Source organism: Sphingobacterium siyangense (assembly GCF_023277505.1).
GTDB lineage: Bacteria > Bacteroidota > Bacteroidia > Sphingobacteriales > Sphingobacteriaceae > Sphingobacterium > Sphingobacterium siyangense.
The window spans coordinates 738,719-759,997 of the sequence record NZ_CP080574.1 but is presented as its reverse complement, the minus strand read 5'-3'; the positions used below and the strand labels follow the sequence as shown (position 1 = coordinate 759,997).

The 21,279-nt window shown below is 39.0% G+C and carries 21 protein-coding genes; 14 read left to right on the top strand and 7 right to left on the bottom strand.

Annotated elements, in window-relative coordinates; all coding sequences use genetic code 11:
- Positions 1-71: 71 nt before the first annotated feature.
- Entirely contained in the window at positions 72-1,130 is a 1,059-nt protein-coding gene (locus K2F45_RS03140; protein WP_075990929.1) for an aldose epimerase family protein, read from the top strand.
- Positions 1,131-1,214: 84 nt separating this feature from the next.
- Here the strand turns inward: K2F45_RS03140 and argH are convergent, their stop codons facing one another.
- The gene (gene argH, locus K2F45_RS03135) at positions 1,215-2,546 is read right to left on the bottom strand and encodes an argininosuccinate lyase (RefSeq protein ID WP_075990928.1); all 1,332 of its coding nucleotides are present in this window, start codon (positions 2,544-2,546) and stop codon (positions 1,215-1,217) included.
- A 672-nt stretch (positions 2,547-3,218) separates the two neighbouring features.
- Between argH and rbfA the strand changes: the two genes are divergently transcribed.
- The 4 genes from rbfA to K2F45_RS03115 are packed head-to-tail and all read left to right on the top strand — an operon-like array spanning position 3,219 to position 6,001.
- Positions 3,219-3,590: a 30S ribosome-binding factor RbfA gene (rbfA, locus tag K2F45_RS03130; protein WP_075990927.1), complete on the top strand. Its 372-nt coding sequence runs from the start codon at positions 3,219-3,221 to the stop codon at positions 3,588-3,590.
- Between the two features lie 29 nt (positions 3,591-3,619).
- Positions 3,620-4,267 (top strand): leucyl/phenylalanyl-tRNA--protein transferase, encoded by a 648-nt coding sequence (gene aat, locus K2F45_RS03125; RefSeq protein ID WP_075990926.1) that lies wholly within the window; start codon positions 3,620-3,622, stop codon positions 4,265-4,267.
- Complete coding sequence (locus K2F45_RS03120; RefSeq protein WP_075990925.1) at positions 4,260-5,348, top strand: aminotransferase class V-fold PLP-dependent enzyme; 1,089 nt, start codon at positions 4,260-4,262, stop codon at positions 5,346-5,348. Before aat ends, K2F45_RS03120 begins: the two co-directional genes overlap by 8 nt.
- 2 nt (positions 5,349-5,350) lie before the next feature.
- On the top strand, positions 5,351-6,001 hold the full coding sequence (locus K2F45_RS03115; RefSeq protein ID WP_075990924.1) for a hypothetical protein: 651 nt from the start codon (positions 5,351-5,353) through the stop codon (positions 5,999-6,001).
- A gap of 137 nt (positions 6,002-6,138) precedes the next feature.
- On the opposite strand, the gene K2F45_RS03110 is transcribed toward K2F45_RS03115, so the two are convergent.
- On the bottom strand, positions 6,139-6,537 hold the full coding sequence (locus K2F45_RS03110) for a hypothetical protein (protein ID WP_075990923.1): 399 nt from the start codon (positions 6,535-6,537) through the stop codon (positions 6,139-6,141).
- A 220-nt stretch (positions 6,538-6,757) separates the two neighbouring features.
- Here K2F45_RS03110 and K2F45_RS03105 point away from each other — a divergent pair, with 220 nt between their 5' ends.
- From K2F45_RS03105 to hemL, 6 genes are all read left to right on the top strand, one after another.
- A complete protein-coding gene (locus K2F45_RS03105; protein ID WP_248932993.1) occupies positions 6,758-7,597 on the top strand; it encodes a flagellar basal body-associated FliL family protein in 840 nt (279 codons plus the stop codon).
- 219 nt (positions 7,598-7,816) lie between these two features.
- Positions 7,817-9,058 carry a glutamyl-tRNA reductase gene (gene hemA / locus K2F45_RS03100; RefSeq protein WP_248932992.1) on the top strand — a complete coding sequence of 414 codons (1,242 nt, stop codon included), beginning with the start codon at positions 7,817-7,819 and terminating at the stop codon, positions 9,056-9,058.
- 358 nt (positions 9,059-9,416) lie between these two features.
- Positions 9,417-11,003: a hydroxymethylbilane synthase gene (hemC, locus tag K2F45_RS03095; RefSeq protein ID WP_075990920.1), complete on the top strand. Its 1,587-nt coding sequence runs from the start codon at positions 9,417-9,419 to the stop codon at positions 11,001-11,003.
- Between the two features lie 90 nt (positions 11,004-11,093).
- Complete coding sequence (gene hemB / locus K2F45_RS03090; RefSeq protein WP_070561999.1) at positions 11,094-12,062, top strand: porphobilinogen synthase; 969 nt, start codon at positions 11,094-11,096, stop codon at positions 12,060-12,062.
- A gap of 142 nt (positions 12,063-12,204) precedes the next feature.
- Entirely contained in the window at positions 12,205-12,597 is a 393-nt protein-coding gene (locus K2F45_RS03085) for a hypothetical protein (protein ID WP_248932991.1), read from the top strand.
- A gap of 87 nt (positions 12,598-12,684) precedes the next feature.
- The gene (gene hemL, locus K2F45_RS03080; RefSeq protein ID WP_248932990.1) at positions 12,685-13,995 is read left to right on the top strand and encodes a glutamate-1-semialdehyde 2,1-aminomutase; all 1,311 of its coding nucleotides are present in this window, start codon (positions 12,685-12,687) and stop codon (positions 13,993-13,995) included.
- Positions 13,996-14,087: 92 nt separating this feature from the next.
- On the opposite strand, the gene K2F45_RS03075 is transcribed toward hemL, so the two are convergent.
- From K2F45_RS03075 to K2F45_RS03060, 4 genes are read right to left on the bottom strand one after another with little or no spacing between them, the layout of a single operon-like run.
- A complete protein-coding gene (locus tag K2F45_RS03075; RefSeq protein ID WP_075990917.1) occupies positions 14,088-14,633 on the bottom strand; it encodes a DUF4252 domain-containing protein in 546 nt (181 codons plus the stop codon).
- 6 nt (positions 14,634-14,639) lie between these two features.
- The gene (locus K2F45_RS03070; RefSeq protein WP_075990916.1) at positions 14,640-15,161 is read right to left on the bottom strand and encodes a DUF4252 domain-containing protein; all 522 of its coding nucleotides are present in this window, start codon (positions 15,159-15,161) and stop codon (positions 14,640-14,642) included.
- 6 nt (positions 15,162-15,167) lie between these two features.
- The gene (locus tag K2F45_RS03065; protein WP_075990915.1) at positions 15,168-15,857 is read right to left on the bottom strand and encodes a hypothetical protein; all 690 of its coding nucleotides are present in this window, start codon (positions 15,855-15,857) and stop codon (positions 15,168-15,170) included.
- A 41-nt stretch (positions 15,858-15,898) separates the two neighbouring features.
- The gene (locus K2F45_RS03060) at positions 15,899-16,414 is read right to left on the bottom strand and encodes an RNA polymerase sigma factor (protein WP_075990914.1); all 516 of its coding nucleotides are present in this window, start codon (positions 16,412-16,414) and stop codon (positions 15,899-15,901) included.
- 273 nt (positions 16,415-16,687) lie between these two features.
- On the opposite strand from K2F45_RS03060, the gene K2F45_RS03055 reads away from it, so the two are divergent.
- Entirely contained in the window at positions 16,688-17,524 is an 837-nt protein-coding gene (locus K2F45_RS03055; RefSeq protein WP_075990913.1) for a hypothetical protein, read from the top strand.
- Between the two features lie 105 nt (positions 17,525-17,629).
- On the opposite strand, the gene K2F45_RS03050 is transcribed toward K2F45_RS03055, so the two are convergent.
- Positions 17,630-18,922, bottom strand: coding sequence for a DUF3472 domain-containing protein (locus K2F45_RS03050; RefSeq protein ID WP_075990912.1), 1,293 nt, complete (start codon positions 18,920-18,922; stop codon positions 17,630-17,632).
- Positions 18,923-19,351: 429 nt separating this feature from the next.
- Here K2F45_RS03050 and K2F45_RS03045 point away from each other — a divergent pair, with 429 nt between their 5' ends.
- Together K2F45_RS03045 and K2F45_RS03040 are read left to right on the top strand one after the other, a co-directional pair.
- Positions 19,352-20,506, top strand: coding sequence for a sensor histidine kinase (locus K2F45_RS03045; RefSeq protein ID WP_075990911.1), 1,155 nt, complete (start codon positions 19,352-19,354; stop codon positions 20,504-20,506).
- Positions 20,507-20,567: 61 nt separating this feature from the next.
- Positions 20,568-21,257 (top strand): LytR/AlgR family response regulator transcription factor, encoded by a 690-nt coding sequence (locus tag K2F45_RS03040; RefSeq protein WP_075990910.1) that lies wholly within the window; start codon positions 20,568-20,570, stop codon positions 21,255-21,257.
- Positions 21,258-21,279 lie beyond the last annotated feature (22 nt).

Genomic DNA, 21,279 nt, shown 5'->3' with positions numbered 1-21,279 from the left:
GCTGTTATCAAAGTCATTTTTATACAGGTTATATTCTGTATCTTTAACCTAAATACCAATAGGGATCCATCATGACGAAATATCAAACACTTATTCCAAAACATTTTGAAGGTACAATCGAAGGCAAAAACACGCATTTGCTCTTATTAAAAAACGAAGGCGGCATGCAAGTACTCTTAACGGATTACGGTGCACGTATTGTCAGTATTTTGGTACCTGATAACAAGGGAAATTTAGTGGATGTAGCACTGGGCTTCGATTCAATTCAGGCCTACCTAGATTCTGATGAGAAATACCATGGATGCACAGCAGGGCGTTTCGCCAATCGCATTGCTGCGGGTAAATTTGAAATCGACGGAAAACACTATACGCTTCCGCAAAACAATGGCAATAATTGTCTTCATGGTGGTATTTCGGGCTTTCATGATAAGGTTTGGGACAGAAGGGTAACTTATCAATCGCACGTCGAATTTTATTATGTTTCCCCAGATGGTGAAGAGGGCTTCCCAGGAAACTTAAAAGTTATGGTTTCTTATACCCTGACCAGAAATAACGAGATCATTATCAAATATCATGCGCAATCGGATGCCGATACGCACGTCAACTTGACCAATCATACGTACTTCAATCTGGATGGGGAAGGCAGTGGCGACGTATTGCAGCAAATCCTTCAGATCAACTCAGATGAGGTCTTATTTGTAGACGACAACCAGATACCAAATGCAATAGTACCTGTGGAGGGCACCGCCTTCGACTTCCGCATACCCAAACCTATTGTTCAAGATATTACTGCAAATAACGAACAATTGATCGCTGCCAAAGGCTATGACCATTGTTATGTCAACAACCAGCCTATTTCGCAGCCTTGTGCAACAGTCTATTCAAAAAACACAGGCATTCAGCTGGATGTTTTTACAACGGAGCCTGGTGTACAGCTCTATACAGCAAACTGGATGACGGGAAATGATTTTGGCAAAAGAGGTTATAAATATTTGCCTTATGCCGGATTTTGTCTGGAAACACAGCATTTTCCGGATACGCCCAATCAGGCGGAATTTCCTTCAACCCTGTTAAAAGCGGGCGAATCGTTCGACTCCGAGACACATTTTAAGTTCTCTATAAAAAAATAAGAAAAGAAAACGGCCGGTAAGCATGTGCTTACCGGCCGTTTTATGTTGATGTGCTGTTTCCTTTGTAGGGCCACAGCACATTTTTTATTTTAAAAGATCATCCAATGCTGATTCGACTTTTTCAAAACCAAAAGTTGCTTTGACCTCTCCGAACATACGTTGAATCTGATCATTGCATAGATTTCCAATGCTTCCTTCGTGCGTATGGTTTACCTCTTTTGATGGCTTGAAACGGCCTTCATCGATATCAATGCCGATAGTCCTGTAGGCCTCCCGGAAAGGAACCCCTTTCAGAACCTCGTTGTTCACGACTTCAACAGAGAACAAATAATCGTATTTTGGATCGTCCAAGATATTCTCTTTAACGGAAATGTTTTCCAACATGAAAGTTGCTATTTCAAGACATTCATTCAGCGATTTAAAAGCCGGGAATAAATTTTCCTTTAACAATTGAAGATCTCTATGATAACCAGACGGCAGGTTGGTAGTCATCAACGCAATTTCATTTGGCAATGCCTGTATCTTATTACAGCGTGAACGGATCAACTCAAAGACATCTGGATTCTTTTTATGCGGCATGATGCTCGATCCCGTCGTTAAATGTGCCGGAAAGGAGATAAAGCCAAAATTTTGATTAATATACAGACATACGTCCATTGCAAATTTGGCCAATGTCGCCGCGATGGAACTCATGCCCTGTGCCAAGATACGTTCGGTCTTACCTCTCCCCATCTGTGCATAAACCACATTGTAATTTAGGTCTTCAAATCCCAGCAATTGCGTCGTCATCGTTCTATTTAATGGAAAAGATGATCCATAGCCTGCAGCAGATCCTAAAGGATTCTTATTACAGACCTTCCAGGCGGCACGCATCATCTCCAGATCATCAACAAGGCTTTCTGCGTAAGCACCAAACCATAATCCAAAAGATGAAGGCATTGCAATCTGCAAGTGCGTGTATCCCGGAATCAGAATATGCTTATATCGCTCGCTGAGTTGGATCAATTCATTAAAAAGAGCTTCTGTATTCTGGATGATATGCTGAATCTCTGAGCGGAAGTATAATTTTAGATCGACTAAAACCTGGTCATTACGGGATCTGCCGGAGTGAATTTTCTTACCTGCCTCTCCAATACGCTGTGTAAGCAGCATTTCGACCTGTGAATGCACATCTTCTACCGAGTCCTCAATACGAAAGTCACCGGCTAAAATTTCTTTATAGATATTTTTCAGTTCTTTTTGTACAAGCACTAGATCCTCATCGGTCATCAGATTTATGCTATTCAACATGCGTGTATGGGCCAATGAACCCAAAACATCCGCAGCAGCAAGTTGCAGGTCCATTACGCGGTCATTGCCGACCGTAAACGATTCTACAAAAGAATCGACATCTATATTTTTTTGCCAGATTTTCATTCGTATAATTTCTTTTTGATCCCGTTATTATCAAAAGCCCTTGGTCGGTTTAGCGTTGATTGAAGCTCCTGATAATTCTATCACATACAATTTTTACAAAAATACCAATTGCAAATGGTTATATCAATGCAAAGATTGCATACATTTTGCTCGGACAATTTGATGAAAAACAAAAAATCTCGTGAAAAAAAAGGGCCGTTACAAAAAAAATTAAATGTTAAAAGTTTGTTAAATCGCGATAAACACACATTATAAGTAACCACTCACTTTATTTTTAAAAGTTATTTTGTCAGTTTTTTAAGTATTCCTATGTTTGTAGTGTAAGGGAGATGAAAAAATAGAAGATGGTAAGGTTAGTAAATACTTACCGCTTTAAATACACCGAAATTTCAAACCAAATATGATAGACCCCAAAGTCTTAAAACTTGAAAGAAATTACCTAACCAATTGTGAATCGAAATTTAAAGGCACGTCAAACCAAGATGTGCCTTTTTTCTTGTGCTGCTTATTTTATTGTTTTCAAAGCTATAATCCGTTCGCTACCAATCGATGGTTTATTGTATATTTTTTGTCAAGTAAGCGACAAGAGGTCAAGCCAAATTTCTCTTTTAATTGAAATTTTGGCTATTTTTGTTTGACATAATTGAGAATATTCAACATAAAACGTATACGATGGGAACAGAAAGCAAGAGACAGCAACGTTTTGCTGGGGTGATTCAACAGGATTTAGCAGCATTATTTCAACGCGAAGGTAATTCATGGGCTCCTGGAGCATTTATTACGGTTACACGGGTTCGTGTTACGCCGGATTTAGCGATTGCCCGCGTTTACGTGAGCTTTTTAAACACAAAAACGGCACAGGAGGATATTAAGGCCATTCGTTTCAAAACATCTGAAATACGCTATAAACTGGGTGCAAAAATTAAGAACCAGGTAAAGATTGTTCCTCAATTGGAGTTCTTCCTCGATGATACCAACGAATATGTTGAACACATGGATAAACTATTTGAAGAGATAGGCAAAGAACCGCGTCAACCAGAATAATACCATCTATCGCAGCATGTTAAGTAACCATGGTATTTGAACTGGATACTAAAAGACTGGAGTTTCCACACCCAAGCTATGCAGAAGAAGATGGTTTACTCGCCGTAGGAGGAGATCTTTCGGTAGATCGTTTGCTACTGGCCTATAGTAACGGAATTTTCCCCTGGTTCAGTGATGATAGCCCGATACTTTGGTATGCCCCAAATCCCCGATTTGTGATCGATCCGTCCAAGATCAAGATCAGCAAGAGCATGGCGAGTGTTCTCCGGAAAAAAACATTTTCCTTATCGATAGACCGCAGCTTTAAAGAAGTCATTCAGCTTTGCGCAACTATGAATAGAAAAGATCAGACTGGAACCTGGATAACACAGGACATGATCGAAGCATATAGTAAACTTGCGGAGCTGGGTTATGCACATTCGGTGGAAGTTTGGCAAGATAGTATACTGGTTGGGGGGCTTTATGGTGTGTTAATCAATGGTGTCTTTTGTGGCGAAAGCATGTTTTCAAAAGTCGCCAACGCTTCGAAAGCGGCTCTGATTTATCTCGCCCAAGAAATTGAACTTTGTTTAATTGATTGCCAATTTCACACAGATCATTTGGAAAGCATGGGCGGAGAATACCTCTCCTTGACAGATTATTTAGCAATACTAACAAAAGACCAAAGACATGAGTAGTCCCTATCGTAAACATTTTGACATCGCTTCAGCGGTAACTTACCTCACCACACCAGGATCCGGCTTACTTTCACGTGAAACAAAGGCCTGGCGCGCTAAAAGAGATCAAGATTTCTTCGACGCGAACAGCACCTTACGCGAACAGCAAGGCGCAACTTTAGATGCCTGTCGGGATACACTCGGTAAATTTTTCAATTGCCCTTCCCAAAATGTCTTCTTATCAAGTTGTTTTTCCTTTGCCTTCAATGCGCTATTGGCAGGTTTACCAAAACAAGCTAAGGTTTTATTACTGAATAATGATTATCCTTCCGTTAATTTTCCGACGATATTAAGTGGTTTTGAACACCAATTTGTCACGATGGACGAACAATTGGAAACGAATTTATTGGACACAATAGCAACATTCAAACCAGATGTTCTCATCCTTTCCATTGTTCAATATATTTCGGGGTTAAAAATAGATCTATCCTTCATACAGGAATTAAAGCATCAGCATCCCGAGTTGTTGATTGTAGGCGACGGCACCCAATATTTAGGGACGGATCTTTTTGATTTCGCACTTTCTGGCTTTGACGCCGTATTATCAAGTGGATACAAATGGCTTATGGCAGGTTTTGGTAATGGTTTTGTGCTCTTAAGCGAAAGACTCAAAGCGATGCTTTATGCGGATATCCAAAAAAATTACAGCTTCCTCAACAAGCAATGGATGAATAAATCTGTGGTACAACTCTGTTTTGAACCAGGGCATTTGGACACCCTATCGCACGGAACGCTACAGCAGTCTCTTCTTCAATTGGAGGAATGGGGCTTTGCCGAAACTGTGGCCTATACCCAAAAATTGATCGAAGATGCCCGCACAGAACTTGCCGACAGAAAACTGTTATTGGACAGCATCATCAATAGACGTCCACAGAGTAATATTTTCAATATTCAGATCAACCCAGACAATTATCAAACACTCCTGGATGAGGGCATAAAATGCTTTCCCCGAGGTTCGGGAATCCGTGTCGGATTTCATTTATACAATGATCACGCGGACCTTGAGAAGCTACTATATATTATTGACACAAAAGTAAAGTAAACATGAAATTTAGAATAGGCGACTTAGTACGGTTTGTCGATGAACCCATTGAAGGGCATATCACATCCATGCAGCCCAACGATATTGTAGGCGTTACAGACGACACTGGTTTTGAGATTCCGGTGCCAATGGATAAAATCACCCTTGTCTTCGGTAATATGCGTCGCGCAGATGATGAACTTGACCGGCATGCGACACCACTGACACCACATCGATTTATCGAAAAAGGAATACTTTTGGCAATCTCGGGAGATCACAAAGATGGACTTGCCAAATTACACATCATCAATGAAACGAGCTTTGAACTCCTGGTATCTGTATCTGAAGCGACAGCGAATAAAGTGAAAGGTATTTTCAGTAATAAGATACCACCGCATGACGCTATGCAGTTTTACACAGGCAACTTTGCAAATGTTGGTAAATGGCCTACCTTCCGTTTTCAGATCATACGTCATAGCGGCAGTTTGCAGGAACTGACCTCACCAATCAACAGAGAACAACGTGTTCGTCCTGTAGATCTTACTAATCCAAAAGTCCTTAACGAAATTTTGGATGAAAAGATATGGTCTTACGAACTGGATAAGATTGAAGAGGATTTAGGATTGGACAAGCTGAAAAGTCATTTCGTACCGCATCGTCCAAACAAAAAATAAGCTAGATGAATTTCATCTAGCTTATTTTTTTTCTGAAACTGCTTGATTTTATTGGCCAGAAAGAACCTCCAGTCCGCTTTGATTGCTGTTGGTGTCTGCGAAGTCATGAAAGTTTTATTTGGACAAACGGCTTTATTTTATTCAGTTGTCGCAGAAACCTTCTTGGTACTCAACAATAACAGTAAGATTCCAATCAAATAGACAACCCAGCCCCAGCGCATGTGCAAGGATTTAGAAAGCAATTTATCGGCAAATCCCCAACCGAAATAGTTATTGATCTTAAACCAGACCGCTGTTATACTCAACAGGTACCAGCAGGCGGCTAATCGAGTCATCCATTGATAAGCTCGAACTGCACGAACAAAAAATAAAAGGGCCGTCACCCCCAGAATAAGTAATGTAATAAAGAATAAATAGGCATCTACCTGATATAAATTCCAATTTCCTTTAATAGGCACTTTTAAGAACGGCGTCATGCTGGACAAAAAAGAAATGACTAGTCCAACGATGGCAACGTATTTTTTGATAATAATCATGATTCAAATTCCTTTAAAACTGCTACGAATATAAGTTGAATATTGACACATATATAACTTGTATTTCACTTTTTGAAAAATTATTCTATTTTTAAGCGCAATTAACGCTTAGAACAAATAAAAAACAAGGCTAATCAAAAGACCAACAATCATTTAGATCTTGTTTTCACTTGTTTAAAAGAGATGAGTATAATTTTTAGCATTAAGCCGAATAATAAACATGAAAAGAGAAGTTGAAGAAATCGCTGCAGAACAACCCGCACAGCCAAATAAAAAGAAAAGGATATATATCATTATTGGCGTCGTCCTATTGGTTATCCTAGCGGGTGGCGGATATTACAATTATAGGCAGCGACAAGCTTTCGACGGCTTGCAAGTAGATAGTACCGCGACAGCTGTTGTCGGATTTGACAATGCCGATCCCAAAGACCTGGAAGATGCTGATGGATGGAGTTCATTAGAAGACTATCAACATTGGAATAATGCTATCTTCACTCTTCCGGAATACGACAACATTCCATTACGCTACAGAAGGGGGATTACAAAGATATTTATGGGCAATAGCTACCTAGAGCCCGTAGATGATAAACCTATATACAAGTTTACTCGGATAAAAGATCGGGCTAAATCTGTTTTCTGCTATGGGAACTTTACAGATCGCAACGATGCAGACAGTTGGAATAAAGAAATGGCTTTCCTAGTAGAAAAGAACGACTACCAGAGTAGTGCCATCTGGATCATATCGGCAAAAGGCGATATTTTATTCTGGAAGGAATATTCAAGCGAACTGCCACTCATCAACAGCTTCAAAAAGGGACAGAAAATTTTTATGGATGAGATGAAGTTAGTACCTGCTCCTGCCGATGGAATTATTGTCAAGAACAAAAACTCCAAGTACGCATTAATTTACAATAAAAGCAGCAAGACCTTCGACAGCTATTATCAATATAGTGATAGTGAAATTCAAGAAGCTACTACTTCTGAAGAAGAACCTTATGTGGAAGAATTGGAAGATGTTACCATCGACTCTGCAAGCACAAATACGGGTATTAAAGAATAGTTTATCGTATTCTATCGCTTAAAATTTTCGTCACGATCTATCGTGACGAAAATCATTTAGCACCAAGCCATAACATAAGTAATTATAAAACAGATTATTAAATAGAAAAAACAGCTATTTAAAATCTTTCTAAATTAATCCCTTTGACAGATTTTTGACACAAGCACAAAGCTTTTAAGCTACATTTGTACCGTTAAATATAAGCGAGGGATTAGAGCTTTGAAAAATCTTAAAGTATTAGCGTTTACTCATAAACATGTCGAACTAAAAGATCTAGGTAATCTAGTGATCTGCAATGAGGATTTAGAAAGTCGCCTCATCAATCTAAAGCATAGCCTAGACATTCCAGAGATCTTTTATATTGGTACTTGTAACCGAGTAGAGTTTGTATTTTATGGTGCTCACGAATTGACCCATGAATTCATTGCTGATTTTATGGGAAAATTAAACTTCTGTGTACCTCAGGAAAGACTACAATGTTACTTGGGACAGGTCAACAAATACGAGGGTATGGATGCTTTAAATCACCTGCTTCGGATGTCATGTTCACTTGAAAGTCTTGTTGTTGGTGAAAAAGAAATTTTGGCACAGGTACGTCGGGCATATGATCGTTGTAGAGAAGCTGGTTTTACTGGAGATTTTCTACGTCTGATGATGGATCGTCTCGTAAAAACTGCTAAAGAAGTATACACTTATACTAAAATTTCCAGAAACCCAATTTCAGTTGTCTCTCTTGCCTATCGCAAATTGCGCGAATTAAAACTGGTTGAAAACCCTAGAATCGTCATCATTGGTTCTGGAGAAACCAATCAGAATTTAGCAAAATATTTCCAGAAGAACCAAAAAGCTAAGTTCGTTATTTTCAACCGCACAGTGGAGAATGCAAAGGCCCTAGCCGAAGAATTAAATGCTGAAGCTTACCCCTTGGCCGATATTGATCAGTACAAAGGAGGTTTTGATATTCTGATTACCTGTACAGGTGCACCGACTTCCATTATTGACAACACACTTTATCAATCCTTGTTAAACGGAGAAACTGATAAGAAAATCATCATTGACTTAGCCGTTCCGAATGATATCGATGCTGAAGTTCTCCAAAATAATCCGATTCATTATATTGAAGTGAGCAGCTTACAAGCTATTGCGGAGAAAAACATCCAAGAGCGTTATAATGAATTGGAGAGTGCCGAAAAGATTATCCAGGACAATATCCAAGAATTTTTACCTTTAATCAAACAGCGACGCGTAGAAGTTGCTATGCGTGAGGTTCCTGAAAAGATTAAAGAAATTAAATCATTCGCTCTAAATGAGGTTTTTGCCCAAGAGGTTCAAGCCCTAACCCCCGAAGCGAGAGAAGTCTTGGAAAAAGTCATCAACTATATGGAAAAGAAATACATCAAGGTTCCAATGGTTATGGCGAAAGAAATTTTGGTTAAAACTCCAGAAACGGAAAAAAACTAACATTAAACTTGCTCTTGGAGCAGTGATTTCCTTTTACTTTTAATTATTACCCTAGGTTTTGTACTAAGGTTATTCTGCTCGCTGAATGTGCTCTGCTCACATCCCATGAAGCTACCCTTTGACTGTTTCCCATAAATTTCGGTTTATCAATTATTTCCTGACATATAATGACAGTAACGTGTCAACATATTCCTTTCATTTATTTATTTTTGCTCTGATAAATGGTATTAAACACATTTTTCCGAAATTGTTCATTTTCCGGGGCTCAATTGAATTAAAACACATTCTGTGCTAGTTGAATACGTAGCTATCGGTGGAACATCGTTGTGATTGTTTTAATAGGTAAAGTAAAATTAACGTGAATAGAAAACTAATTATTGGTACCCGGGGAAGCGTTCTTGCCATGTGGCAGGCAAATTTTGTAAAAGATCGATTGGCAGAAATCGGAATTGAAGCAGAATTAAAAGTCATTAAAACACAGGGTGATATTATTCAACACCTTCGTTTGGATAAATTAGAAGGCAAAGGATTTTTCACTAAAGAGCTTGAAGAGGAGCTTTTGAGCGGGACCATTGATTTAGCTGTACACTCACACAAAGATTTACCTACGGTCAATCCTCCAGGATTGATCATTGCAGCGGTTTCTGAGCGCGAAGATCCAGCTGAATTATTGATTATCCACAAAGATTGTGTGGATATCAAAAAACGTCTCTCATTAAAGCACAATGCGACAGTTGGAACATCATCTAACCGTAGAAAAGCGCAGATCTCGGCACTACGTCCTGATCTAGAATTTGACGATCTCCGTGGTAATTTGCAGACAAGAATCCAAAAACTACGTGATGAGCAATATGATGCCATAGTACTTGCAAAAGCAGGTATTAGCCGTATTGAAATGGATATTACAGATTTTCATGTGGAGGAGATTCCTCCCGTTGAAATTATTCCGGCACCAGCGCAAGGGGTACTTGCTATTCAGATCCGTGAGGTTGACAGGGAACTTTTTGAAGCTTTACAGCCCTTGAACAATGAAGAAGTAGCACAAACAATCTCCGTAGAACGTTTGGTATTAAATAAATTTGATGCAGGATGTCATGCGCCACTTGGCTGTTATTGCCGCAAAAGCGGTGACGAATACGAAGCTTGGGCCTCTATTGCTGAAACAAGTGAAGATTTCCCTGATCGTGTTTACCTTAGAGATACCGATGCGACACGTTTAGCGGAGCGCATTTTCAATAAGTATGCAAAGGATAGAAAGCTGCCACAATCTGTATTTATCTCCCGGGAGGTAGACGAAAATTCCTATTTCGCAAGAGCAATGGCCAAGCACAATATTACTATTGAGGGCCGCTCTTTGATCAAAATATTCCCTATTATCAATAAACTGGATCCTTTTATCCTAAAACATGTTGACTGGATTATATTTTCAAGCAAAAATGGTATTGAGCACTTTTTCAATTTAGAGCCTCGTTTGAGCAAAAAGACAAAGATCGGTGTCATTGGCCGCGGCTCGGAGGAGATTTTGCGTAAATATGACCGCGTTGCTGATTTCTCTGGCGACAGTGAGGGCATCAATATGGAGGAAATTGCGAAGAAATTTGCTGAATTGGCCAATGGTGGTACCGTGCTTATTCCACGTGCGAAAGAATCTTTGGAAACAATTCAAAAAGCGTTAAGCCCAGAGACGAAAATCATCAATATACCGGTATACGAAACGGTCTTAGAAGAAAATGTAGATCCATCCAATGCGGAGGTATTGGTCTTTACCAGTCCAAGCAACGTGGAAGCTTATTTTGCGGACAATCTGTTGGAACCGGGCCAGAAAGTAATCTGTATTGGCCGCTCTACCGGTGCAAAGTTTGATGAGATGAATGTCCCTTATACACTTCCTTATTCTCCAGATGAAATAGGTCTTTCTGAAGCCGTTTTTGGATTGGAGTATTAGAATCATATAAAGTAGTTTGTATTTCAACGTCGGTAAACGATTCCACTGACGTTGAAATAAACAACATAGATCATAAATAATCTTAATATAATGTTACAACGTCCGAGAAGAAATCGTAAATCTGCCGTGATTCGCGACATGATTCAAGAGACACGTTTAGACGCGTCAAATTTGATTTTCCCACTTTTTATCGTCGATGGGCAAAATCAAAAAACTGAGGTTAAATCGATGCCTGGCATCTATCGCTATTCAATAGACAATCTATTGAAAGAAGTGGAAAGTTGCCTAAAGTTGGGCTTACGCTCATTTGATCTTTTCCCTAACATTGAAGAGTCCTTAAAAGACAAATATGCTACAGAAAGCTACCGTGATGGAAGTTTATACTTACGTGCGATTGCAGCTGTAAAGAAAAATTTTCCGGAAGCTTGTATCGTAACGGATGTTGCTATGGACCCTTACAGCAGTGATGGGCACGATGGAATTGTCGAAAACGGTGAGATCCTAAACGATGAGACATTAGAGGTATTGGGCAAGATGGCTTTGGCACATGCGCAATCAGGTGCAGATATCATTGCTCCATCAGATATGATGGATGGCCGCATCGGTTACATCCGTGAGCTATTGGACCATAATGGTTTTACAAACGTTTCTTTGATGTCCTATACGGCAAAATATGCTTCGGCCTATTATGGTCCTTTTAGAGATGCCTTAGGCTCGGCGCCCAAGCATGGCGATAAAAAGACCTACCAGATGAATCCTGCCAATGCAAAAGAAGCGCTGATCGAAGCACAGCTCGATGCACAGGAAGGAGCAGATTTTCTGATGGTAAAACCAGGACTTCCCTACTTAGATATCGTTAAACTTCTTGCAGACAACTTCGATCTGCCAATTGCGGTGTATAATGTCAGCGGAGAATATGCGATGTTAAAGGCGGCTATTCAAAACGGCTGGTTAGACGAACGTGTCATTCTAGAAACGTTATTGAGCTTCAGACGTGCTGGCGCTACAGCAATCTTATCCTACCACTCCAAAGAAGTATTGGAGAAAGGTTTTATTTAATAACTTCCAAATTATCTTCGATAATCGGAATATAACTTACAGAAGCTCGGGAAGTCATTTCCGAGCTTCTGCTTTTTTTAAAATATTATTTAAACCTTTTTATTACATTGCGGTCAAACAGAAAATTATAATCCACCTTATTATGTTAAAAAGTATTATAATCAGCAGTTTCCTGTTATCGGCTCCTTCCGTACATGAACATACATTTTACTCCTTTTTAGAAGGCAATTGGATTGCGGCCAACGCTAAACTGAAATCAATCACATTTAATAAAAATGGCGACGCCCTTTTCACCTTTTCGAATTCAAACCCTCAAAGTCCCCCAACTTCAGTTCATCAAAAAGTGGGCAATTTTGCAATATTAGATAGCAAAAAATTCAGCGGGTATTTTTTTAGTCCAAACCTTTTTGGAAAATATAATGATAACAAGACGGCTTTTGAGATCGAAATTAAGTCAGCCAATGAGATTATCCTGTTTGTCAATAAACAGGAAATACAATTGCTAAAAAAGGAAACTATTACTCAATTTAAATAGCTAATATCAGGCTATTATGGATTCCTTACGTTTCTATGAGACTTATCTTCTCAAAAAAAGATAACTTCGCATTCAAATACATAGACTATGCAAGCACCTGATATTTCAAGAGCAAAATCTGCTGAGCTATTTGAAAAAGCAAAACAATATTTCCCTGGAGGCGTAAACTCTCCTGTTCGGGCCTTCAAATCCGTATATGGTACCCCATTATTTATTGAACGTGGCGATAAGGCGCATCTTTGGGATGCGGACGGCAATGAATTCATCGATTTTTGTTGTTCATGGGGTCCTCTAATTTTAGGGCACAATAATGATCAAGTTCGTGAAGCAGTAGCGGCACAACTCGGGAAAGGCTTAAGTTTTGGCGCTCCTACTGCGTTGGAGAACCAACTAGCTGAGTTGATTATCGAAAACAATCGATTTATTGAGAAAATTCGCTTTGTCAGTTCTGGCACCGAGGCTGTAATGTCTGCTATCCGTTTGGCTAGAGGCTATACGAAACGTGATAAGATCATCAAATTTGATGGCTGTTATCATGGGCACTCCGATTCTCTTTTGGTGAAAGCTGGTTCTGGCCTGGTAACCTTTGGTGAAACATCTTCGGCCGGTGTACCTAAAGCATTTGCAGACGAAACCATTGTTATCGAATTAAACGATAAGCAAGCTTTAGAAGCTGCTTTTGCAGAGTTTAAAGATCAGATTGCGGCAGTTATCATTGAGGGTATACCTGCAAACAATGGCTTATTGTTGCAATCTAAGGAGTATGTTCACTTCTTACGTAATATCACCAAAGAACATGGTGCAATGTTGATTATGGATGAAGTGATCACAGGATTCCGTGTTGGTTTTGAAGGTGCTTCAGCTTACTATGATGTACAACCTGATATTATTACCTACGGTAAAATTATTGGTGGCGGAATGCCTGTCGGTGCTTATGGAGCCTCAAAAGAATTGATGGCCTGTATATCTCCTGATGGTGCCGTTTACCAAGCAGGAACTTTATCCGGAAATCCAGTTGCTATGGCTGCCGGCATTGCTGCATTGGGTATCTTGGCTCAAAAGGATTTCTACACAAATTTAAATGCCAAAACAGAAGCTTTTGTCAATGATATGCGTGCTTATATTGCTGAGAAAGGATATAAAGTTCAACTTTTCCATGTTGCTTCTATTTTTTGGTTTGCATTTACAGAACAGCAAGAAATTAAAAAAGCGAGTGAAATCGATCCTAAATCGATGGAATCTTATAAAATTATGCACCGCGAGTTGTTAAATCGCGGCGTTTATTTTGGCCCTTCAGGCTATGAAGTAGGTTTTGTTTCTGATGCACATACAGCAGCGGATCTTGACCAGGCAAAAAAACATATTTTTGATGCGTTGGACATTGTCTTTAGCGCATAAAAATCAAACTACTATAAAAAAGCCCTCCAGTATATTACTGGAGGGCTTTTTTTAGAGGTTAGCGGAAGTTTCGATTTAAATCAACATACTTATTAAAGTTTGTTTGCCAACTTCTTATCTTTGGATTTCATCTTATTTAATCCGGCGATAAGCTCATCCAACGAAAACTTACCTTTGATATCCATAAATACACTTTCATCTTCATCATCATGGACCAATAAAGAAACCCGCTGAATGACATTGTTCTTATCAATACGAGCATTTAGCGAAATTTCCTGGCCATCGGTGTTAATAACCAGAAGTTCCTCAAATTTATTTTTCTTTAAAAACTTATGGTAATCGTCCAAAATACGCGCATTCTTTATTTTATCATTATTTGACAGTGTCAGCATTCTGAACTTCTTCAATTTCTTTACAATTTCGGCCATTGCACGAGTATCTTCATCATTATCATCCTTTAAGGCTTTTTTCATAAAGGGTTTTGTTAACCACATCGGTAAATTAATCGCAACAATCTCAGCATCGTCAGATACATTGGACCGACTGACGAAGTCCATATTGGACGCTTTTTTTATCATGCATGATTGCATGGAGAAAAGAACGCCAACTAGGCACAACAAGGTTAGTAATCTTTTCATAATTTTCTACTTTTTGTTGTTATCTCCTTTGTTCTTATTCACTTTATTATTCCCGTCGTTTACCAAGCTAGTCACATCTTTCAACGGTATAGCCCCGTCCAGGATCATAAATAGGTTTTGCCCATCTCCATTGATTGTAAGTAACAGATTGTTTAGGATATCGGCATTTGCGGACATATTTTCTACCATGAATCGGATATCTTGCCCATCACTGTTGAGTGACATAAGCTCTTCATATTTTAAATTAGACACCGCCCCCCGAATAATACCTGTTAAAGCTTTATCTTCTCCATCCTCAACAATCAGCATCCGCAACGATTTAACATTCTTAAGCAGTGGTGTAATTGTCTGCATATCCTCATCGTCTATTTTCAAATTACCCAATAGTTTGAACATCGGCGCCCCAATCTTGAGTGTCGTTACACCTTTCTTTCCTTGATATTGTTCAAAAAGTTTATCCAATTTTGAAATTTGTGCATTTGCCATACTTGCTACAAGTAGAAGGCAAGCTATTAAAAAACCTTTCATTTTATTTTAGTTAATCGTTATTGACATTTGTTTTATATTCATTGCTTTATCTACACCATTTTCCAGATTATTTGCCAGTAAGCCCAAAGATTTTAGGGTCAGTTCAACAGCTTCCTGTTCATTCGCGACAGGCTTCCCATTCAAAACAACATAATCTGCCCGGTAGGACTCTTCTGTTGTCAATTCCGAACTTTCAGTCACGACTTCTTTCTTCACTATCCAATTTTTGGCCTGTTTTTTTACTTTTGGACGTTTAAAAGTTTCTGCTGTTCGCATCGCCTTTCCACTGTCCTCCGCACTTACCTCATCATTAAGTTTGGGAGCTGTTATTTCTATATTTTGATCGTCAAGCAGCTTCTTATCGGCAGGCTTCGACTCACTCATTTCTTTTTTGGCGAGCACAGGTCCTTGTATTGCTGATTCCTGATTTAGGAATAGTGCAATTCCAATAGCCATTACCAACATGGCTGCTGCTGCATATTTTATCCAGCTATTATTCCACCACACAATACGTTTCTTATCATCATTGATCTCACTTTGGAAGTCCTCAAAGGACCAGTCCATTGTCTTATTTTTTTCCTGATTTAATGATTGAAAAAAAGCATTATCCGAGTTTTTCAATACTCTTTCTTCCTCTAATGACGACTGGCCATTAAAGTACTTCTCTTCCAATTCTTTTAATTTCTTATCTTTCATCACTGTATATCTTATTTTCAAAGAAGATGAAACAATCGGGTTTATTTTTTACCTGAATAAATCCGCGTGGTTTCATAATCGAATAATTTTGTCAATTGTTCTTTTACCTTCTGTCTTGCACGCATCAGATTAACTCTGACTGCTGACTCCCCCATCTCCAATACTTCACCGATTTCATCGATATCATAATCCTCAACATCGCGCAGATGCATAACAAGCCTTTGTTTTTCGGGAAGAGAATTGATCATCTCCAGAATAATTTCTTTCGTATTCCCAACGGTATGTTCCGTCATCGCAACAACCTGATGCTGTTCAACAAAATCCGCCCGGACCTTATCTCTTTTTAAACGATTGAGTGCTTCATTTTTCACACTCTGCATGCAGAAAGCTTCCATATTTTTGTATTGAAGCAACTGATCTTTTAATTGCCACAACCGCATCATCACATTTTGTACCGCATCGAAAGCCTCGTCATCATCAATCAAGATCCGTTTCGCAAAGCGAAATAGCTTATCCTTATGGATGAAAACGGTATTTTTAAATTGCTCTTGATTCATGTTATCGTCAATATTGAGACTTACTCTATTTTAATTTTTAATCGGCTTATGCTCCATCTCAATATCACCCGTGCCTTTTATATAATCAAGACATTTCAGCAGATCGATTTATTACATCTAATATGACTATTTTTTTAAAAATATTTAATTCACTGTGTATTAAACTTCAATAAGTAGCCCAAACAGCCTATTTTTAACCTTATTACAAACAAAATAGGAACATAGACTGTTACTTAAGATGCTGAATGATTAAAAAATTAAACAAAAAAAATTATGAAGTATTACAGAATTACAGGTATTACTGCTGCAGTAGCACTCCTAGTAGGCGCTGTTGGGTGTAACAACTCTTCTACGAAAAGTACAGGTGGAGCTGACTCAAGCAGCAGTATCGACACAAATACTGCACAAAAAATGGACTCAATCACCGTCAGTCCTATTGCAGACTCGAAAGAATTTCCTGGAGCTGATCTGCAGATCGCCTCGATCACTGCAGAAAAGGTAGGAACAGACTCCGCAAAAGTAACTGTAAAATATGCGATCAAGAATTTCAAATTGACTGAGATGACCGATGATGCCCATGCTGCCCATATGGCAAATTCGCATGATGGACAACATATCCATTTTATTTTAGACAATAAACCTTACACGGCTCTTTACAAGCCCGAGAACTCCGTAACAGTACCGTTAAATTCGGAACATTACCTGCTCTCATTTTTATCAAGATCCTATCATGAATCCATAAAAACCACTGAAGCTTCTAAATTGGTAAAATTTAAGATTGATGCAACGGGTAAATTGACGACAGATGCAACACCAAAGGAACCATCACTTTTCTATTCTCGACCTAAAGGTGAGTATAAAGGAGATGAAACAAAAAATCTCCTGTTAGATTTTTACGTAGTCAATACCAAACTTGCTCCAGACGGCAACAAGATAATTGCAGATATCAATGGCCAGACATTTACATTGGACAAATGGGGGCCATATGAGATAAAAGGGCTGCCAATGGGCAACAATAAAGTAAAATTGACTCTAGTGGATAAGGATGGTAATGCTGTTACCGGAGATAATGTTTCGGTAGAACGTGATATCAAACTGTCTGAAAAATAAATTGAGGGCTGTCCTAAATACAAAAGAGTCGCATTAAAATGCGTCTCTTTTGTGTTTAGGACAAACTTTGAGCGACAAAAAGACATTGTCTTTATTCCTTTTTGATTAAGGCAGTTTGTCAAAATCAATTTTCGGTGCATTATTTTTATTCCGGAATTCAAACTTACTTCCTGGCTTAACAACGTCATTAAAGAAACCACCATTTCTAAGGAAGTATCCGTTTTTGGTAATGCCGCCGATTGCATCAATGCGTTGATTTGCACGATAGGTATTATCGACACTGAAAGAAGCCTCCTGTACAGCTTTCCATTGTCCATCATAGACCCATTGATTGCCAAACTCAACCTTTCTACCCAGGTAGCCTTGATTAGGACTAAAGTTCTCTAAGAAACTATGGAATCGTTTCAGGTAGGTGTTTGTCTGCGGACGTTTGAAGCTTGCGATCACATTCCATGCATGCTCTTCGGGTACAAAAAACCAAGCCGTATAATCAGTATTTCCTTTTCCATCGGGCACGCCTTTCAAGAGAAACTTATAGGTTACCCCTGCTTTCCAAAAGTACTTACGGTAACTCTGTCCGCCTGACCCTTCATTTCCAAACTCACCCGAATGCACATCCTTTCCTTTTTTTAGTAGATGGATTTTTTGCTCATCTGGAATACTTTTCGGATCATCTGTGTGGAATGGACTCCAGACGGAAAATAAGATACGTCGCTCGGTTTCTGAATTAACCTGTATACCAAAGTAGCCTTCGCCAAAACCATTCGCCATAAAATAGGAACCAACTTTATCTTCTCCTTGAGGGACGGTTACTTCGTTATAATAGTAACTAACGTTACCCTCCGTAGGAACAGTATAATTTAGATGACAAGAAGGGCCTCTTCTGGACCAATAGTAATACTCAGGATCATTGGAAAACAGAAGACCTCCCGAAGCCGCTTCGCCGCTCACAAGCAATTCGGTTACATTGGCAAAATTGCTTCCCGATTTACTTAAGCCTTTTAAATTAACCTGAACGTAACCGGGCGATTTTACATCAATGGACAGAGGCGCTGTTTCCGACAGCTCAGTACTTTCCACATTCACGATCGCCTTTTTTCCTAAAGCGTCTACTGCTATTTTGGATTTTCCAGCATCGTTTTTTGCCTTCAGTTTCAAAGTCAATTTCCCCGCCTTTTGAGCCCTAAAATAAACCGATACCACTTCCTGATCGCTTGACCATTTTACAAGGCCATTACGACCGGAAATTTCCGCTTCACCAACTTGTCCTGCGGTAATGAAAGCATTCCCGGCAAGTGGTACGGCATAAGTCTTCCCTACTGTTTGCGCTATACTGCTTATCGAAAGACAGGATAAAGCTCCCATAAAGAGATACTGGATAAAGTGTTTTCTTTTCATACTTTATTTTTTTTATCAATTTATATATCAAACCTAGGCTAGTTATACTACCTGCGGTTATTAATGCTTGCCATGAATTCGAGATGCTGCTAAACTCGAATACTTCACGAAACCAAACTCCTTTAGCTATTCTGAAACTCAGTTTATCAGCTATCTTTCTGTTGCACTTTACTATTGAATAAAGATGGTATCGGTTTGTGAAACTGGATTATTTGATGAAGATAAGGCTTAGATTTACAGAAAAAGAAAGGAAATGTATATCAATCGATTGTGTAAAAAAACAGCAATAATTGACCACCATTCCTTTCCATTTAAATGAACTATTATAAAATGAGATGTATATTTTAACATTTTAAAAATACGATCTAATCTTTTTGTGTATTTTTAGGATCAGAGTCCCCTTTTATAAAAGCTAAAATAGCAAGCTCCATGGACAAATCTGCTGATAGCACATCAAAACGTATCTTAGGACAAAAACAAATCTCCATATTGATCCATGGACTCGCCTGGCTTATTTTCTTATCCTTTCCAGTATTATTTTTTAACAACGGTCAATTGGAAATTAAGGAAATACTTTTTGCGCCGGCATTTTGGATTTTCACAGGCTGTTTTTTAATCCTATTCTATGTCAATGCTTACCTGCTAATTCCTTATGCGATAAGAAAACGAAAATTTATCAGTTACGGAATCTCCATTATTTTGACAGGCTTGTTATTAGCCTGTTATCTTCAGCCCTTCGATCGCTTGATGCATATTGGACGTCAGCAATTACCTACCCCTGGAGAAAGAGAATTTTCGTCTAGGCATCACCCTGATTTTCCACCGCCGCCATCTGCTAGGCATTCCCCAGACCGAGGTCCGGGGCAGACCTTGGGACAACGGCCACAACCCATCGATATTGCTTCCGTGTATATTTTCCTGTTAACCATTAGCCTTGCCGCACTCTATAGAATCGTAACCTACTGGATGGAAACTCAGCAAAAGATGCAATTGGTCGAACAAGACCGGATGAAGGCCGAACTTTCCTTCTTAAAAGCCCAGGTCCACCCCCACTTTTTGTTCAACACCTTAAATAATATTTATGCATTAGCATTGACCAACGATGATGCCGTCGCGAGTAGTATTCATCGTCTTTCACAATTAATGCGTTATTATATGGATGAACGGCATAGTGATACGATTGACATCAAGATTGAAATACAGGCTATACAAGATTTTATCAATCTCCAAAAGCTACGCACTGGCCCAAATTGTTCTATCAGTGAACACTATGCGGGGCTAGAACACCCTAAAACGATACACGCATTTGTGTTGCTTCCTTTTGTTGAAAATGCGTTCAAATATGGATTAAGCACAATAGAGCCCTCCCAATTAAGTTTTGAAGTCATTCTAACGCCAACATCCTGTGTATTAAATGTAAAGAATAGCATAGCTACACAGTCAACCGAACAACACCGAACAGGAACAGGTCTTAAAAATGTTAAACGTCTATTGGAACATTTTTATGCCAACAAACATCGCCTGACGATCCAGCAGGAGGATCATTCTTTTTTCGTTCAGCTTATCCTTTACATTTCTTCATAAATTGTTTCTATATTAGGCTATACGATTATATATACAAAAGCAGTTTATCTTAATTTAATCGATGTTAACTTGCATAGCTCTTGACGATGAACCCCTGGCTCTTCGTATTATTTCGACGTTCACAGCAAAGCATCCTGCTATACAGCTTGCTGCAACCTTCAGTAACCCCCATGAAGCGAAGCTATATCTCGCCAATAACAGTGTTGATTTGATTTTTTTGGATATTGATATGCTCGAGATCAATGGTATTGATTTTGCAAAGAACTTAAAACCAAGACCTTTATTGATTTTCACCACAGCACATAAGGAGTATGCGATAGATGGATTTGAACTTGATTCAGTAGACTATCTTCTCAAACCATTTGACTTCGTCCGTTTTGAACGGGCCATCGATAAAGCGATGACACGTTCAGCTACACAGAGCCATCGCCCCTTTTTAATCGTGAGTGTAGAATATCAACGAATCAAGATCTATCTTGACGAAATTGAGTGCTTGGAAAGCATGCAAGATTATATCAAAATACACCTTATACACGGAAAAACAATATTGACTCTATCGACAATGAAAGCCATGCTCGAGCGTTTGCCAAAAAATCAGTTTATCCGTATCCACCGCAGCTTTGTTATCGCAGTCAAACACATCATTACATTTTCACAGCGTAAAGTACAATTACCCAACTTCACATTGAAAGTCGGCGATGGTTACTATAATGAGGTTATCCAATGTCTACGTGATTCGTCGATGCAATAAGCCTCTTTATCGTTACTTAACA